The sequence below is a fragment of the Neorhizobium alkalisoli genome (assembly GCF_007829835.1).
Taxonomy (GTDB): domain Bacteria; phylum Pseudomonadota; class Alphaproteobacteria; order Rhizobiales; family Rhizobiaceae; genus Neorhizobium.
This window is the reverse complement of sequence record NZ_VIWP01000011.1, coordinates 107,361-123,392: the sequence shown is the minus strand read 5'-3', so window position 1 is coordinate 123,392 and position 16,032 is coordinate 107,361. Positions and strand designations below refer to the sequence as shown.

At 57.4% G+C, this 16,032-nt stretch carries 18 protein-coding genes; 13 read left to right on the top strand and 5 right to left on the bottom strand.

Annotation, left to right across the window (positions count from 1 at the left end; genetic code table 11):
- Positions 1-103: 103 nt before the first annotated feature.
- From FHW37_RS28135 to FHW37_RS28095, 9 genes are all read left to right on the top strand, one after another.
- Entirely contained in the window at positions 104-865 is a 762-nt protein-coding gene (locus FHW37_RS28135; protein WP_145642483.1) for an SDR family NAD(P)-dependent oxidoreductase, read from the top strand.
- 10 nt (positions 866-875) lie between these two features.
- A complete protein-coding gene (locus FHW37_RS28130; RefSeq protein ID WP_145642481.1) occupies positions 876-1,118 on the top strand; it encodes a hypothetical protein in 243 nt (80 codons plus the stop codon).
- 132 nt (positions 1,119-1,250) lie between these two features.
- Positions 1,251-1,454, top strand: a complete 204-nt coding sequence (locus FHW37_RS28125) for a cold-shock protein (protein WP_145642551.1) — start codon at positions 1,251-1,253, stop codon at positions 1,452-1,454.
- A gap of 83 nt (positions 1,455-1,537) precedes the next feature.
- A complete protein-coding gene (locus FHW37_RS28120) occupies positions 1,538-1,747 on the top strand; it encodes a hypothetical protein (RefSeq protein WP_246690962.1) in 210 nt (69 codons plus the stop codon).
- A 109-nt stretch (positions 1,748-1,856) separates the two neighbouring features.
- Positions 1,857-2,837 (top strand): L,D-transpeptidase family protein, encoded by a 981-nt coding sequence (locus tag FHW37_RS28115; protein ID WP_145642480.1) that lies wholly within the window; start codon positions 1,857-1,859, stop codon positions 2,835-2,837.
- Positions 2,838-3,180: 343 nt separating this feature from the next.
- A complete protein-coding gene (locus FHW37_RS28110; protein ID WP_246690961.1) occupies positions 3,181-5,343 on the top strand; it encodes a cation:proton antiporter in 2,163 nt (720 codons plus the stop codon).
- A 293-nt stretch (positions 5,344-5,636) separates the two neighbouring features.
- Complete coding sequence (locus FHW37_RS28105) at positions 5,637-6,851, top strand: GGDEF domain-containing protein (RefSeq protein ID WP_145642476.1); 1,215 nt, start codon at positions 5,637-5,639, stop codon at positions 6,849-6,851.
- Positions 6,852-7,147: 296 nt separating this feature from the next.
- Positions 7,148-7,444 (top strand): type II toxin-antitoxin system RelE/ParE family toxin, encoded by a 297-nt coding sequence (locus tag FHW37_RS28100; RefSeq protein ID WP_145642474.1) that lies wholly within the window; start codon positions 7,148-7,150, stop codon positions 7,442-7,444.
- A 4-nt stretch (positions 7,445-7,448) separates the two neighbouring features.
- A complete protein-coding gene (locus FHW37_RS28095) occupies positions 7,449-7,763 on the top strand; it encodes an addiction module antidote protein (RefSeq protein WP_145642472.1) in 315 nt (104 codons plus the stop codon).
- A 104-nt stretch (positions 7,764-7,867) separates the two neighbouring features.
- Here FHW37_RS28095 and FHW37_RS28090 read toward each other — a convergent pair whose 3' ends face one another.
- Positions 7,868-8,779, bottom strand: a complete 912-nt coding sequence (locus FHW37_RS28090) for an HNH endonuclease (protein WP_145642470.1) — start codon at positions 8,777-8,779, stop codon at positions 7,868-7,870.
- 72 nt (positions 8,780-8,851) lie between these two features.
- Here FHW37_RS28090 and FHW37_RS28085 point away from each other — a divergent pair, with 72 nt between their 5' ends.
- Positions 8,852-9,514: a recombinase family protein gene (locus tag FHW37_RS28085; protein WP_246690960.1), complete on the top strand. Its 663-nt coding sequence runs from the start codon at positions 8,852-8,854 to the stop codon at positions 9,512-9,514.
- Entirely contained in the window at positions 9,459-9,728 is a 270-nt protein-coding gene (locus FHW37_RS34270) for a recombinase family protein (protein WP_246690959.1), read from the top strand. The genes FHW37_RS28085 and FHW37_RS34270 overlap by 56 nt, the downstream gene beginning before the upstream one ends.
- Before the next feature lie 31 nt (positions 9,729-9,759).
- Here the strand turns inward: FHW37_RS34270 and FHW37_RS28080 are convergent, their stop codons facing one another.
- Together FHW37_RS28080 and FHW37_RS28075 are read right to left on the bottom strand one after the other, a co-directional pair.
- The gene (locus FHW37_RS28080; RefSeq protein ID WP_210249337.1) at positions 9,760-10,962 is read right to left on the bottom strand and encodes a type II toxin-antitoxin system HipA family toxin; all 1,203 of its coding nucleotides are present in this window, start codon (positions 10,960-10,962) and stop codon (positions 9,760-9,762) included.
- 43 nt (positions 10,963-11,005) lie between these two features.
- Positions 11,006-11,320: a helix-turn-helix domain-containing protein gene (locus FHW37_RS28075; protein ID WP_145642467.1), complete on the bottom strand. Its 315-nt coding sequence runs from the start codon at positions 11,318-11,320 to the stop codon at positions 11,006-11,008.
- A 303-nt stretch (positions 11,321-11,623) separates the two neighbouring features.
- On the opposite strand from FHW37_RS28075, the gene FHW37_RS28070 reads away from it, so the two are divergent.
- Together FHW37_RS28070 and FHW37_RS28065 are read left to right on the top strand one after the other, a co-directional pair.
- A complete protein-coding gene (locus FHW37_RS28070; protein ID WP_145642465.1) occupies positions 11,624-11,899 on the top strand; it encodes a hypothetical protein in 276 nt (91 codons plus the stop codon).
- A 214-nt stretch (positions 11,900-12,113) separates the two neighbouring features.
- Positions 12,114-12,443, top strand: coding sequence for an HNH endonuclease (locus tag FHW37_RS28065; protein ID WP_145642463.1), 330 nt, complete (start codon positions 12,114-12,116; stop codon positions 12,441-12,443).
- A gap of 193 nt (positions 12,444-12,636) precedes the next feature.
- Here the strand turns inward: FHW37_RS28065 and FHW37_RS28060 are convergent, their stop codons facing one another.
- Both FHW37_RS28060 and FHW37_RS28055 read right to left on the bottom strand, forming a co-directional pair.
- Positions 12,637-13,695 carry a nucleotidyltransferase family protein gene (locus tag FHW37_RS28060; protein ID WP_246690968.1) on the bottom strand — a complete coding sequence of 353 codons (1,059 nt, stop codon included), beginning with the start codon at positions 13,693-13,695 and terminating at the stop codon, positions 12,637-12,639.
- A gap of 589 nt (positions 13,696-14,284) precedes the next feature.
- Positions 14,285-16,030, bottom strand: coding sequence for a GAF domain-containing sensor histidine kinase (locus tag FHW37_RS28055; RefSeq protein WP_145642459.1), 1,746 nt, complete (start codon positions 16,028-16,030; stop codon positions 14,285-14,287).
- Positions 16,031-16,032: the final 2 nt, after the last annotated feature.

Genomic DNA, 16,032 nt, shown 5'->3' with positions numbered 1-16,032 from the left:
CGAAGGCGGTGGCGCCATCGCGCCGCTGACGGACTTTGGAACATTGATCGGCATCGTCCCGTTTGTGACGACGGGAGGCCGTCAATTTTCCAAGGAGCATTTCATGCGGCGTTTTGTGGACAAGGTTGTCGTCGTCACCGGAGCTGGATCCGGTATCGGCAAGGCGACCGCCGAGCGGTTTCTAGACGAGGGCGCAAAGGTTGTACTTGTCGGTCGCACCAGATCAAAGCTTGAAAATGTCGCGAAATCCTATCCCGCCGACCAAGTTCTGATCATCGAAGCGGACATTTCCAATGAGGCGGCCGTCGACGGGTTGATTGGTATGGCAGCCGAAAAATTCGGCCGCATCGACACGCTCGTCAACAATGCCGGCATGGTCGCTCAAGGCGATGTCGCATCGCTCTCCACCGGCGATTGGCGCAAGGTCATGGCGGTCGATCTCGACGGTGTCTTCTTCGCCTCGCGTGCCGCCATGCCACATCTCAAGTCCTCAAGCGGTTCGATCGTCAATGTGTCTTCTGTATCCGGGACAGGCGGCGATTGGGGAATGGCGGCCTATAATGCCGCCAAGGGCGGCGTTACCAATCTGACCCGGGCTATGGCGATGGATCATGGCAAGGACGGTGTTCGCGTGAATGCCGTCTGCCCGAGCTTCACCAAGACCGGCATGACCGACGATATGACGGGCGACGACAAGCTGGTGGCCAAGTTCAATGACCGTTTTGCCCTCAACGGCCCGGGAAGAGCAGAGGACGTTGCCGCAGTGATCGCATTCCTTGCATCCGACGACGCCCGGTTCGTCACCGGCGTGAACCTGCCCGTTGATGGTGGGATGTCAGCGTCGAACGGACAGCCGCGGCAGTAAGGGGAGCGGCATGCCTGGTACTTATACATCGTTCTATGTCGTCGCCTTCAAACTCGATGACCGCGATCAGGCCGTGCAGGCTTTTCCACCTCGCTTGGCCGCCAGTGAAACCGCGGCGATCGAGGCGGCCGAAGCGCTGGCCCATGATCACGCTGGCGTGCTGGCCTGGCGTCGCGACAATGATCCCGTCGTCGGAGAGGAAGGCGACCCCGTCGTGATCTTGAGCATTGGCAGGGTCGGCGATTTTGGCTGAAGCGCATGGGCGCGCGGTAGCCAAGCGCTTAACACCATTCCCCGAGCGTGAAGAGCGTCGGATCTGGAGAGCTTGATGTTCAAAACGACGATCGATAATCCAGCGTGGTCGCAATCAACAGACGAGGAAACTATGGCAACCGGTACAGTTAAATTTTTCGCACAAGACAAAGGCTTCGGGTTCATCACGCCCGACAATGGCGGCCCGGACGTGTTCGTCCACATCTCGGCTGTCGGTTTCGGCGGTTCCCTGACGGACGGTCAAAAGGTGAGCTTCGACGTCGGACAGGATCGCAAGACCGGCAAATCGAAGGCCGAGAACGTAACCGTTCTCTAAGAGACCAACGGCCCCGGCGATCTGGCGGGGCCGTTTGACCCTGGCGCAAGCCAGGACGTTTCTGCAGCGACAGGAAGGGCGAATTGCCAACAGCGATCACCATCGACCACGAAGATCTCCGTGTTGGATCATATTATTGGGCTCGCAGCCACGGCAGCGACGAAACGGAAATTGTGCAGGTTTCCGACATTTTCGGGTCTGCAAGAGAATACTGGACTGTTGCCACAATCGGCTCAGATCAGCATCGCAACTTGAAGGAGTTTGATTTCCTCATCCGCCTGCTCAAGCCATAGGTGTGCCCTTAAGTCAGGGTCGCGCTGTGTGCCCTGATCGACCATCACCCCAGACAGTTGGACGCCGACAAGGAACGGAACAAAAATCCGATCAATGGCTTACCCGCTGATGAAAACTCTCATCACGCTCGCCGCCCTGGCCACCGCCACTCTGCTTTCAGCGCCATCGCTTGCAGCCGCTATCGATGCTGAGGCTGTGAATGCCGCACAAATCCAGAGCGTGCCTTTGGAGAAGCCACAACAGAAACCGCCGGAGCCCGATGCGGCGATCGTCAAGCTACAGGTCCTGCTCGACCGTGGCGGCGCTTCCCCCGGGGTGATCGACGGTTTTTTTTGCGATAACCTGATCAAGGCCATCGCCGGATTTGAGGCGCAGCAAAAGCTTCCCGTTGATGGCAAGCTTGACCCGGATGTGCTCGCGCGGCTGACGGATGCGGTGCCCGCCGTGCAAGCTTATGCCATCACGGCTGACGATGGCCAAGATCTCGTCGCCAGCATACCCGAGGATTATGCCAAGCAAGCGGAAATGCCCCAGCTCGGCTACACCTCGATTGCCGAGAAGCTCGCCGAGCGCTTCCACATGGATGTCAATCTCCTGAAATCCCTTAACCCGACGGCTGTCTTTGTCCCTGGCGAGACGATCGCCGTTACCATATCCGGAACTCCCAAAGCGGGCGTCGTGAAACGGATTGATGTCAACAGAAAAACTGGGCAAGTATTTGCACTTGCTGACGATGGGGCGCTGCTGAGCATTTATCCGGCAACGATCGGCAGCGAGGATACCCCCTCTCCGACGGGGCTGCACAAGGTGAAGGGCGTATCAAGGATGCCCGTCTACACATACAATCCGAAGATCAATTTTCAGCAGGGAAACAACAGGGCAAAACTTGAATTACCCGGCGGTCCGAATGGACCGGTGGGGAGCGTATGGATTGATCTCACCGAGCCGACCTACGGTATCCATGGCACGCCGGAACCGGAATTGATCGGAAAGGCGGGCTCGCATGGGTGTGTTCGCTTGACGAATTGGGACGCCGAAGAGCTCGCCGGCATGGTCAAACCGGGCGTTACGGTCGAATTTGTCGATTAGCCGACCGACCACTTGGCATTCAAAGAACTCTTGCTGTCCCCGCGACCGTGCGAAGGAGGCATTGTCTTGGCTGGTGATCTGAACGGTAGCTGACACCTTTGGAGGCTTGTGAAATCACAGGAGCGCGTCCATGCCGCCCAAGATTATTGCCCGGGAAAAAGGGAACGAGGCGGGGCGATCCGCGTTAACTCGTCGCTGACCGGGACGCTTTAAATTGCAAAACAGAATACGTCTATCCACCTGTCTTTCCGCGACATTTTTCCTTTTGATATTCTTTGGTGCCTCGAGCGCCGCTGCCGCGAGCGGGGACAAGGCAGCTGCACCATCCGAAGCCCTTTTTTTATTGCAGATCATTCTCCTCGTGGTGGCTGGTCGCCTGTTCGGCGAGTTGATGGTGCGGATCGGGCAGCCATCGATCATGGGCCAGATCCTCGGCGGCATTCTGCTTGGCCCTTCGGTTCTCGGGTTGATCTTGCCGGATTTGCAGACCGCACTGTTTCCGTCAGACGAGGCGCAGAAGAGCATGGCCAATGCGGTTGGCCAGCTCGGCATTCTGTTCCTCTTGCTGCTGGCCGGAATGGAGACCGATCTTGGCCTTGCCAAGAGGCTCCGAAAATCCGCGTCCGGCGTTTCGCTGACCGGCATCGTCATTCCCTTTGCGGCCGGCTTTGCGCTCGGTGAGTTTATCCCCGAAAGCTTCCTTCCCGACCCCGACAAACGGCTGGTAACCTCGCTATTTCTCGGAACGGCGCTCTCGATATCGTCGGTCAAGATCGTCGCATCGGTCGTGCGCGAGATGAACTTCATGCGCCGCAATGTCGGTCAGTTGATCGTCGCCTCCGCGATTATTGACGATACGATCGGGTGGGTCATCATCGCGGTCACCTTTGGACTGGCGAAGACCGGAACGGTGGATCTGTTCACGCTGGCCGAGAGCGTCATCGGAACATTGGCTTTCATGGCGTTCAGCTTCACCATCGGTCGGCGTATCGTCTTCGAAATCATCCGCTGGACAAACGACACGTTCAAAAGCGAACTGCCGGTATTGAGCGCCATTATTGCCATCATGGGCACCATGGCGATGATCACCGACGCGATCGGTGTGCATACGGTTTTGGGCGCCTTCGTCGCCGGCATTCTGGTTGGTGAGTCGCCCATCCTGACCCGCCAGATCGATCAGCAACTCAGAGCTCTGACCACGGCACTGTTCATGCCGGTCTTTTTCGGTTTGACCGGCCTGCAGACCGACCTGACCGTCCTTGCCGATCCATCGGTCGCCATCCTGACCGTAGCAGTCGTTCTCATCGCCTCGCTTGGAAAGTTTGGTGGGGCTTTTGCAGCAGCCAAGTTTGGGGGCTACTCCACGTCCGAGGCATTGGCACTCGGCTGCGGCATGAATGCGCGCGGATCGACAGAGGTGATCGTCGCCACGATCGGCCTGTCGGTCGGCGTGCTCAACGAGGAACTGTTTTCGGTCATCGTCGCCATGGCGGTTATCACCACTATGGCTATGCCTCCGACACTTCGCTGGGCCTTGGCGCGGCTGCCGCTGCGGGAAGAGGAAAAAGGACGTCTGGAGCGGGAAGCCTTCGAGGAGGACAGTTTCGTCGCCCGTTTCGAACGCGTCGTTCTCGCGGTGGACGGCTCCGCCAGCAGTCGCCTCGCCGGCTGGGTCGCGGGCCTGCTGGCATCGAGCCGCGGCATGCCGGTAACCCTGCTCGATACCGAAGGGGGGATCAAGGACGACAAGCATTCGAAGCCACGCGAAGACGAGAGCGAGGCAGCGCAGGACGGCATCGAAGACCTCGTCAAGCGACATGCCAAGGCTGTTCCCGCCGAAGAAGGTTCGAAGCCTGTTGAGGCCCACGTCACGCGCTTCGACAGGAAGGGCGCGATTGAACCGGCTTTGACGGAGCTTTCTGAGGCTGGCCATGATCTGCTACTTGCCGGCATCGAGCCGTCTACCAATGGCAACGGCGCCTTTAGCGACGCCCTACTCAAGATCACCTCGTCCTTCGCCGGCACCTCGATCATCGTCTCCGCGCGTGATCATCTCCCCTCCGAAAGCAAGCGCTTCAACGTGCTGATACCGGTCAGCGGCACAGAAAGATCGATCCGCGCAGCGGAGTTCGGAATTGCCATCTCCAAGGCAGCCGGAGCGGAATGCGCAGTGATCCTGATTGAGGAACCGCGACAGGCTTCGGCAGCGCCGCGCGTCAGCGATCAGGGGAATGGCCGCGACGAGGTATTTCGCAAGATAGATTCGATCGCCGACTATTACGATCTGAAGCCGGAGAAGATCGTCCAAAAGGGAGCCTCACCGGAGCTTGCCATTCTACGGCAGGCGCGTTCCGGAGGATACAATCTGATCGTGCTTGGCGTCAGCCGGCGCACCAGCGAGACACTGTCCTACGGCGACGTAGCCGACACTTTGGCCAACACCGCAGATCGATCGTGCATCTTCGTTGAAACCGAAATTACCGCGTCCGGTGCTGGCAAGGACTGAAACCCGCCGGTGCTTCATCACGCATCAAGGTGTTCCCTGGTCCAAGATTGGGGAGCGCTTTAACGATGCAACGGCCTCTATCGAAATTCGGAAGAAGTTCAGGACACAGCCCGCTGCAGCTACAGTCGCATTCGATCGGCCGGCAAGCCCTTTCGCGGAACGCATCCCTCGATTTGACGCCGGCACTCAACAGCACGCTTAACGTTACGCCAACCATATCGGCGATATCAGAGGCGACTTAAAGAACCTTGTAAAGACCACCCTGTAGGCTTTGACGTAAGGCAGGGAAAGCAATGCAGATCGATTTACAAACCCTCTGGTACTTAACCGTCGGAACGCTGCTGGTGTCAGCGTCGCTGCTCCTTTGGGAAAGGCAGGCACATCCAGGTCGCGCACGTGTGCTCGGTGTTCTGGCCGCGGCACTCTTCGCGTTCGTTCTCGGGTGCGTGCTTGAAATGAACCGCAGCCACTTTCCGGTCGCGCTCGGCATGGGGGCGGTCAACATCCTGATGATGTTGGGCTACCTTTTGGTCCTTAACGCCATAGCCGGCCTCAACGGTCAATGGTATTTCAGGCCGTCCGTCGCAGCGTTGAGCTTCGTAGCCATCGCCTGGACGATCGCTGGTACGCACTTCCCGGCCGCCTTCTGGAACCATGTCTCGTCTATCCCCATCGCGCTGACCTGCGGCCTGACAGCATGGATACTTCTGCGCAGCCGCACGGTCCAGCAATTGCGCTCACGTCCGATCGCAGTATCGATTTCGGCCGTCCATGCCGTGTTCTACCTTGGCCGGGCGTTCATAGCCCCTATTCTCCTCCAGTGGTACGGGCAGGATATTATCTCCATCGTCGGGAAGGCGACGATGTACGAGGCCGTCCTGTACTCGGTAGCGATGCCGATGTCCTTTCTGATGATTATTCGAGAGGAGGAAAAGCTCCGCCTGCTCCACATGTCACAAACCGATCAGTTGACTGGGCTTGCAAACCGTCACGCCTTTTTTGAGCAGGCAGATCGGATACTCAGGGAGCGGCATGGTGACCCCGTCTCCCTGCTCGCCTTCGACATCGACCACTTCAAGGCGATCAACGACCGTCATGGACATCCAACCGGAGATAAGGTTCTGCAGCTGTTCGCCGAAACCGCCCGCGAAGAAGCGGGGCCCGACGCGCTTATTGTCCGGCTGGGTGGTGAAGAATTCGCTGCGCTTCTGCCTCGCTGCGACCATTCCCAGGCTCTCCATCGCGGCTCGGCGATCGCAAGCCGGTTCGCCGAAGCAGCGGCTCGGGCAGAGGGTTTGAAAACCGCGGCTACCGTCAGCATCGGCCTTGCTGCACCGGATTGCAGCGACCTCGCCGGGATGCTTGCAAGCGCCGATGGCGCGCTCTACCGGGCGAAAGCCCTTGGGCGGAATCGCGTTGAGACCGCACGGCCAAACGAATTGCTGCTGCACCCTTCAGCCGATCCCTTGCATCATCAGATGCGGGTAGTGGCGATGGGGGCGTCCTGATTTGATGTAGCGTTTTGGACGAGAGCGCTCTTGAACGGATACGAACCGCCGACCCGTTGGCCAGATCAGTTATATTTGCTGCAATTTTCCCCTTGGAATGGCCGACTTTAGGCCGCCCGAAAGGGCCAAAACGCGTGCGGACAGCCAGAGCAAAAGCAGAGTGGTCGCCGTGATGTGATGAAGATTGAACCTATTTAATCATTTGGCTAACCACACTCAGGCCAAAAGCCTCAAACTGCCATATTCCCGGATAACCACCGACTTGATATTCTGTCCCCTATAGATTACATATATTCATGTTCACGATTAGGCGCACCCGTGATTATGCGGACTGGATCAAAACGCTAAAGGACTTTCGCGCACAAGCTCGAATTGCCGACCGCGTTGACCGTCTCGCCGCAGGAAATCCTGGGGATGTAAGGCCAGTAGGCGAAGGCGTGAGCGAACTCCGCATTAATTATGGACCTGGTTATCGGGTCTATTTCGTCCGGGACGGGTTGGTCGTCTATGTTCTTCTCTGTGTTGGTGACAAGAGTACCCAAGACAAAGACATTCGATTAGCTAAAAAACTGGCACAGCAATTGAAGGAGTAATCGTATGCCACTTGAGACATTTGAGTATGACTCCGCCGAATTCCTTGGAAGTGAGGAAGCGATTGCGGAATATCTTCTAGCTGCCAGCGAAGATGGAGACGCAAACCATATTGCTCGCGCTCTTGGTGTTGTCGCGCGCGCGCGCGGTATGTCAGATCTTTCTCGGAATACCGGACTTACACGACCTGCTCTCTACCGGGCATTAAGTGGGGATGGCAATCCAGAGTTCGGGACGATCGCAAAGGTGGCTGACGCACTTGGTTACAGGCTAAATCTTGTTTTGAAAGCCGACAGGGGATCGACCGCCGCAGTGAAGTGAACGGCATATTCGAGCATTGGCTAGATTTTTTTGCTCCGTTCCAGAGCGAGGCAGCCCATTTCTCATGGTTTAAAGCTCTTGAAAGGGTCTGAACCATCGGCATGCTAATGTTTGAAGGTATTTTCACGATGCCATTGTAAAAACTGTGGATGCGGGCGCTCGTGAATACGTGCTGGCCCGATTGCCTTTCCAGTACTGTTTATGAGGCCCCGGATACTGTCGCGGTCGTTTGCGTAGCGCGAGACAAGGATCTCAAGATCGTCCGATAAACCGATGAGACCGCGGTCGAACATCCAATGCGCCGTTCCCGACAAGGCGATGCCGTTCGACAAGATGTCCGGACCATTCGCTTCAACCGGGCGAATATGAGCAGCGTCGACTTCGGCCCGGCCTCCGCCATTGATCAGCTTCAAGCCCGTTACGGCGCATCGCTTGTCGTAGGCTTGCAAAATCAGCCGACGGAACAGGCGATCGCGAACAATACGTGACGAGAGCTGCATAACTCGCGTCCTCTCCTGCTCGAACGTAAATGGAGCCTGCACACCGTCCGAAAACCCATCCGGTTGCGACGTCACTGCCGCTTCCCCAGATCGCGGCAACTCAAGGTGATCTTCCGCCAGTCCGATCGACAGAATGCGATTGAAATCCGCTGCTGAGATCGGCCGCACCGCAGCCTGCGCACGTCCTGAAATCCGTCCTTGGTCATTCAGAACTCCGCGCTCGATCACGCCGTCTTGCCCGCTGAAGGGAACGGGGTTGACGAAATCGAGATAGCTGCCGGGCTCGATCAGAGCCAGATACATTCCGGGTGCTTTGGGATCCGGAATGATCTGTGCGACTTTGGCAACCGCGAAATATCCACGCGTCGCTGCCACTTTTCGGGGCTCGTAATAGATGATCCAGTCTCCGACGCAGGCCTGGACACGCCCAAGATACTGGCTCGGAAACTGATATTGCTCAGCCGGGCTGTCGTCATAGATCGAATCTGTGCGGTGAATGAAAACCCCGAATCCCATACTCGATCTCTACCATGGTGATTGCGATTCAAACCAGGGAGATCGGTCATTATGCATGCCCCCAAGCGCGTCGTGCTCTACGCGCGTTATTCAACAGATCAACAGAACCCTGCCTCGATCGAAACACAGGTCGATCTCGGAAAGGATTTCGTCCTTCGGCAAGGCTGGTATTTGGCCGATACTTTCGTTGATGCCGGTGTCAGCGGCTCATCATTCGAGACGAGGCCTGGCCTTCAGGCCGCGTTGGCGAAGTCAAATGCCGGCGCCTATGACGTTTTCCTCTGCCTGACCCTTGATCGCCTGTCTCGCGATCTGGAGCACAGCGCCCGTATCCTCAAGATCCTGCAATTTCATGATGTCGAGCTCTGGACAGTTCACGGTGGTGCCGCGGTGTCATCGATGGAACTGGGGCTACGGGCGGTGCTCAGTCAGGAAGTGCTGGAACAGGTTCGTTATCGGACGCGCGAGGGTATGAAGACCGTCGCCAAGCATGGCCGAGTGCCCGGGGGCATCTGTTACGGTTACAGGATAAGGCGGGAATTCGACGAAAACGGCGAGCCCGTACGCGGGCTGCGCTCCATCGACGCCGATGAGGCGGCCACCATCATCTGGATTTTCGAGCGATATGCCGAGGGCCTAAAGTCCGGTAAAAATTGCCGACGAGCTCAATGCACGCGGGGTGCCTGGTCCGCGCGGCCGACAATGGCAGGGTACCGCAATCCGCGGTCATCGTAATCGTGGCAGCGGGATTCTGAACAATCAGGCCTATATCGGGCGGATCGTCTTCAGCCGCCTTGCCTATCGGAAAAATCCCGCCACTGAACGTCGGGTGTCTCGCGAGAACGCCGCCGAGCATCATGTCGTCCAAGAGGTACCGTCGCTCCGGATTATAAACGACGGTCTCTGGCAACGCGTGAAGATGCGCCAGGAAAACTGGCGAGCAGGCTAGGACGGCTGTTTGTCATCTCGCCGCCGGCTGCTCAGTTCGCACACGTGCTGAGGATCGGTGCCATCAACCGTATATGTGTATTCATACGCTCGAGAACCTTTGCCGGAACGACGTCGCGTTCCGGCAGCGACCACCAGAATTTGTCCACGCGTTCGACCGTGTCGACCACCGCCTTGAGGACTGCGGCTTCCGGCAGTCGTGCGCGATTGGCGAAGGCTTTCCATCGCGGTACGTTCAACGCCTTGAAAGCACGCTCGCCGGCGAGCGACAGAGCCATGGCGTCCGACGGGATGTACGGGATCGTCGAGAGCACGTCATAGACAGGTGCGAAATCCGGTTTGTCGCCAGCACCTCGATAGATCAATGACCAATTTTTCAGGTGCATGTCGCCATTGCCCGTCAAGGCAGCCAGAGCCAATCGGCGGACGAACTCAAGAGCGGCGGCCGACGACACGGCAACATTCAAGGCCGCAGCGATATCATGATAGGCGGCTCCTTCATACTTCCGGGAAGGATTGACGCCGAAGACCTGGGCGAAGTCCTCGATATGGATCCGTTCACCATGGGCGCCACGATCGAAGCGTTTGACGAGCAGGACTTTGCCATCCGACAGCGTCTCGAACTCTTTCGGGATGCCTTCGAACTCCGATTGCTCGACAAGTTCCCGTTCCGGCACCTCCATGCCGATCGCTTCTGCCAAGGCAAGATTAGCATATTCGTTTTCCGACACGCCGGGAAATGAAGTGGACGGAAACTTGGCGATATACGAACCCTGCTCATCGCCAAGTGGCAGGGTCAATCCGCCGCCCTTGCCCGTATTCTTGATCACCGAGAGCTTCATCTGCACGCCGGCAAGCGAAAACCGTGCTTTCGGTTTTGGAGTAGGCATATCGTCGAGATCCGCCACCATTCCGTCGCTCGGGACGACGCGGACGGCCCCCGGCAGGTCCGCCCCGAGTGCGACAAGCAGATCGAAATCGTTTCCGGCGCGAACGCTGCCCGCGTGGTGCTTCTCCATCGCCTCGCGCAATTTGTCCTCTGGGAGAAGATTGGCAAAGAACGCCGGCAAGGCTCTTGCAACAGGCTTCGGGTCTTTGCGCAAGCCGCCGCTGGCTGCGCGAAAAGACAGGCTCACGATGGGAACTCCACCTGTCGCGCGATAGCTATCCTCGAAGCTGAATGCGTTGAAATCACCGGGCGTCCGTACGATCGTGCCGACCTTCACGTCGTTCATCAGCACGTTGAGTGACGAGATGGATCTCGGATTGGGAAAAGCCTTAGGCACCAAGATCACCGTCTGGATGTGCAACGAATGCCGGAAGATCATCGAGATCGTCGTGCGGCCGCAGCAAAGCATCGACGGCCGGCACCATCGCCTGCGGGATGAGCATCAGCTCGAGCCCGAGAGCACGGGCGATGTTGATCAAGGTCGTCGTACGCGCGGCGCTGCTTCCGGCTTCGATCTCGCGATAGCGGGGACGCGATATCCCCGCCATGTCGGCAACCTGCTCCTGGGTCAATCGCTTGACCTTGCGGGTAGCCTTCAGCAATTGGCCGATATCCAGCAGCGCATCTGACTCAGAGCGCGCCATCATCTCTATCCTTCCGGTCATCTTAGGACTGACGGCTGAACTAGCAAAATCGTCTCTTCCAGTCAAAAGGAAAGATAAATAAACGGATCATTTTGCACTATATGATCCGTTTATTTATCATTCATGACGTTTGCAGACGCCGCGCGGCGTCGCCACGTCCGCAGCGATCGAGAGATCGCGCTCCGGCTATTATGAAGCTCTGCAGTTCGTAAGGATGCTCTCGACACCACGAGCTGGATCGAATGGTTCCTGGAACGATTGGGCAATGCCGTTGGCGACGCTCTGCTAACCCTCGACAACGTCATGCTGAAGAATGATTTCTGGCAGGCGCATGCCGAACGCGATCTCAATCCGCGGCAAGCAAAGGTTCTAAACCGACTTCTGGAAGGCAGGTGCGAAGGCAAGCTCACATCGACAAAGTGGGCGAAGCTGACGAACGCCTCGCAGGATACGGCATATCGCGATATAGCTGATCTGTTGGCGAAGGGTATCTTGCGCAAAGGTGCGGCTGGTGGGCGGAGCACGGCCTACGACCTCGTTTTCGACTTCCCGACGGACCGCGCTCCTCGGTTAGAGTGATCAATCCAGTCTGCAAAAGGTCTCCTGTGAAACACACGTCTCTGAAACGCGGGAGTGTCCCGAGATTTTACGGTCGGTTCTCCTGAGCCACGAGCGGATTCCAATGCAGGCGCCAATGCCTTGTTGATACTGGCTTGGTGTTGTCGGCATGCCGGGGATGGTATATCGAAGCGGCGCGCACACAGTCCGACAGCCGATATAGAAACGCCAATCGATGGCACGCAAGCTCAGAGACGATTTCGTTTCGCAAGATGTCGAGCCGGAGCCCGTCGTCTGCTCGCTTTGCGAGCGGGTGATACCTAGCGACCAGATCGAGGACCACCATCTTGTTCCCAAGAGTAAGGGCGGCAAGATCAAGGTGCCTTTGCACCGGATATGCCATAGCCACATACACGCAGCGTTCACGGACGCCCAGTTGGCAAGGAAGTTCTCCACGATCTCAGCTATTCTTGAGGACCCCGCGATCCAGAAGTTCGTCAGTTGGGTAAAAACAAAACCACCTGGCTTCGATGATAAAGCAGAGGAGCGAGGCCGACGTAGCTGAAAATTGGCCGCGAGACTACGCCCCGATTTGCTATCCCCAATATGTGCACACGGCGCTGATTGAAGTGTTTCATCGGCAATAAAGCTCTTGCGACTCGTCCCAGATGTCGTCGATGGCGATGCCCCGAGGATAAACAGGTGTGAACGTGATGCGTGGAGATTGAGCGCTCTATTCCGTCCGGCGTAGGCCGACCTTATCTATCAAGCACGCCAACCATCCGATTGACTGTATCCCAATACTCCTTGTGCATGATCTCGGCTGCCTCTGCGATCGCCAACTTCCAGGCCGGCCCACGATCCCAGGCTTCCTCCAAGGCATCAGCAAGCGACGGCCCGTGACCTGTCACGGGCAGGGCATCGAATAGCATGCCGGCCTGCCTGAGGTCCTTGTCCCGTTTAGCCTGACCGCCAGCGTCGTTTTGGCGACGACCGGCAATGATCAGCTTATGGACTGCATATCTGCAAGGATCAGGGATGACCACCGAGATACCGGCACCATGTAGCAAGATCGAACGAACGGGATCACGGATCAAGAAATCCATGAATCTCAGCGGCTCGGCCGAAGCGCCACCGAGAGCCGACATGTTGGCCGGTGTATCCGAATATTCTTCCGCCCCCCTGTTCGTCGTCAAGAATTCGACCCGATAGCCGGTTTGGTTCCGGAAAGCATGTGATCGAGGACTACCGCTGATATGCGGCACGGGCCGAAATGTCGGATCAATCTGTTTCAAAAGATCAAGAGTTGGCGGCAGTGAATCTGCTACTTCGGCGGAGATCGCAAAATCCTGGGCAAGATCCGCATCTCCTGTCAGGATCGCAGCTGATGGCAGCCGGATGCCAAGATATGCCGAGTAGCATTGAAAGGCGACGGTGCCGACAAGAATTCCGCGCAGCCGGAAAAGACCTGCCTTGGCAAGTCCTTGTATGACATCGCCGGTGAAACGATCGGCCGCGATTAGACCTGCTTCCCGGGTCAGCGTCGAAACGAACTTGCGGCGAGCCTTATAGTCCGACTTCTCTCCCTTGAATGTCTCGACACGTTCCGCAATCAAAGGATCGTCGGCCGGGCCGACATAGCGGCGCTTCTGCCCGCCCTCACCATCGGGCTGGTCGAAATACCAGTAACGCCGCCCATCGACTGTGACGGGGACGAATCTACCCGACGGAGGGAAATCGTCTGCCCAGTCGTCATCGAATGCCCGTTGCTGAAGTTCCGCCACCATGGTCCGGAACATAAGATCAATTTGCTTGATCACTGCGACCTCTATATCGTTTTCACAAATCTAGTATAGTAGGACGTTGTTAGCAGGATGGTTGACCCTTCCACATCGCGATGTCGAACTCTGAGTATGAAGTGAGGCGATCTGTTCGGCGCAAGACAAGATGGCCATTTCGTATGCCTAGAGTAATTACACCATTTTGTCGAATCTAGTATAATCAATGAGGTGGCCGGCTTCCGGATTTGAGTGTTTAAATCGACAAAAACGCCTGCATCAATAGCCCATTTGGTCAGACGTCAGGTCTTGAACTGATACGAACCAGTGACCCTTGGTTTCGAACTACCGCGAAATCATACAATTACCGACGCACCATCTAAATGATTGGACGTGGCGACAACAAAAAAGGCCGGGGCGAAATCGCACCGACCTTCCTCATCGTCGCCTCTTTACCAATGCCAGTACATCCGTGGTCAAAGCCAGATCGCGACGAAGCATTGCGAGCGGCGAATTCATTCAGCGCTCATCAGCAATGCCGATGAAATCTTCTACGCGACCAATGTGTTCATAAGAAGTCAGCCCTGAGACCGCCGAACCTATCTGGCGCCGCATTTCGGCCACAGCCTCACCCTGCCAACGGCATGCGGAAGGTGAAGCGGGTTTCCATCTCATCCGACTTCACGACAATCGCCCCGCCATGAGCTGTGGCGATCTCCGAGGCGATAAACAGACCGAGACCCAGTCCCTGCATGCTCGGCCGCAGATCGCCGCGCCGGAAGGGCTGAAACAGTTTGGCAATCGTCTCTTCCGAAATCGGCTGCCCGCCGTTCGCGACAGACACTTCCAGCATCCTGCCATTCACGCCAGCAACAATCCTGACGGGCTCGGTCTCAACACCATGGGTGATGGCATTCGACACCAGATTGGAAAACAGCTGGGCAAGCCGCAGTCTGTCGATGGCAAGTGCTCCCGGAAGATCAAGAGAAATAGCGATTTCGCGATCGGGATGGGATAGCTGCAGCTCTTCGACAATATGGCGAAGAGTGAGGCCAAGATCGTCCTCTGCCAGATCGAGGGTGATCCCTCCGCCCATTCGCGCCCGGGCCAGGTCCATGACGTTGTCGACAAGGCCGATCATCCGCGAAATACTGGCCTTCATCAGTTTCAGGACGAGAGGGCTGCGGGCGGTCCAGCCTTCCTTCAGGAGGCGCGAGGTGCCGGCGTCGACCGCGGCAATCGGATTGCGCAGGTCATGGCCAAGAACGGCGATGAACTGCTCGCGCAGCTCGGACAGACCCTTCTCGCGTTCGAGCAGCTCTTCCGTCGCCTTGAGGCGGTCGTCCGTATAGAGGTGATGGCCAATCAGTTCAGCAAACAGTTTGAAGGTGCCAATGACCTGCGGATTATTGACCTTCGCCGGATTGGGATCGATGGCGCAGAGCGTCCCAAAAAACTGGCCGTTAGCCAGAATGATCGGCACGGAGATGTAGCTGCGCAGACCATAAATTCTCAGCGTGTGGTGGTCTCGGTAGAGAGGTTCTTCGGCGGCATCATCGAAGACGATCGGCTGACGATGGCCGCGGATTTCATCGCAGAGCGTGCTCTCGACCGGAAGCTCGTCGCCGGGCTTAAGACCAAAGCCGACATGGTCGAGCGATTGGCAGGTGATCCAGCGATCATCGGTAACCCTGGCGACAGCAGCAAAGCCCATTCCCGTCATGCGCAGGACCACATCGAGGATCGTTGGCACCGCGGCAATGCCGGCGACCCGCGCGATATCCTTGGAAAAGTCTGCCGCGCCTTCCGCACCATTCCCATCAAGCCGCATATCAGCGTTGGCGACGGTCTGGATCGCCTGGGTCTTCTCGATTGCGATGGCGGCCGCTCCCGCGAGCGTTTCCAGCACATCAACTTCCCACTCGGCCGGCGAATATGGTCTCGCCCAATAGGCCCCGATGGCGCCGATCGGATTTTCGACATGAACAGGCGCCATCGCGACGGATTTGACGAACGTGTCTCGGTAGAGCTCGTACGGGATACGGTCGTCCTTCGCTACATCCGGCACCAGCACGGTCTGCCGATGGATCATCGCCCAGCCGCTGATACAGGCCGAAGCAGGAAACTTATGGCCCTTCCATAACGGGCCGATCGCATCTTCTTCGATGTAGTGGCAGAGATCGCCGTCGCGGCGGATGATAGCAACCCCATCACAGCCGATCAGCGATCGCACAGTGGCGCGCAGCGTTCCAACTACATCTTCGAAACTCTCGGCGCGTCCCATCGCTGCAATCGCCCTGTTCAGCGTCGACAGGGGTGTCGCAATTTTCGAGGTTTCGATTTCGACGGGAGTGATTTCAATGGAGATAGACATGG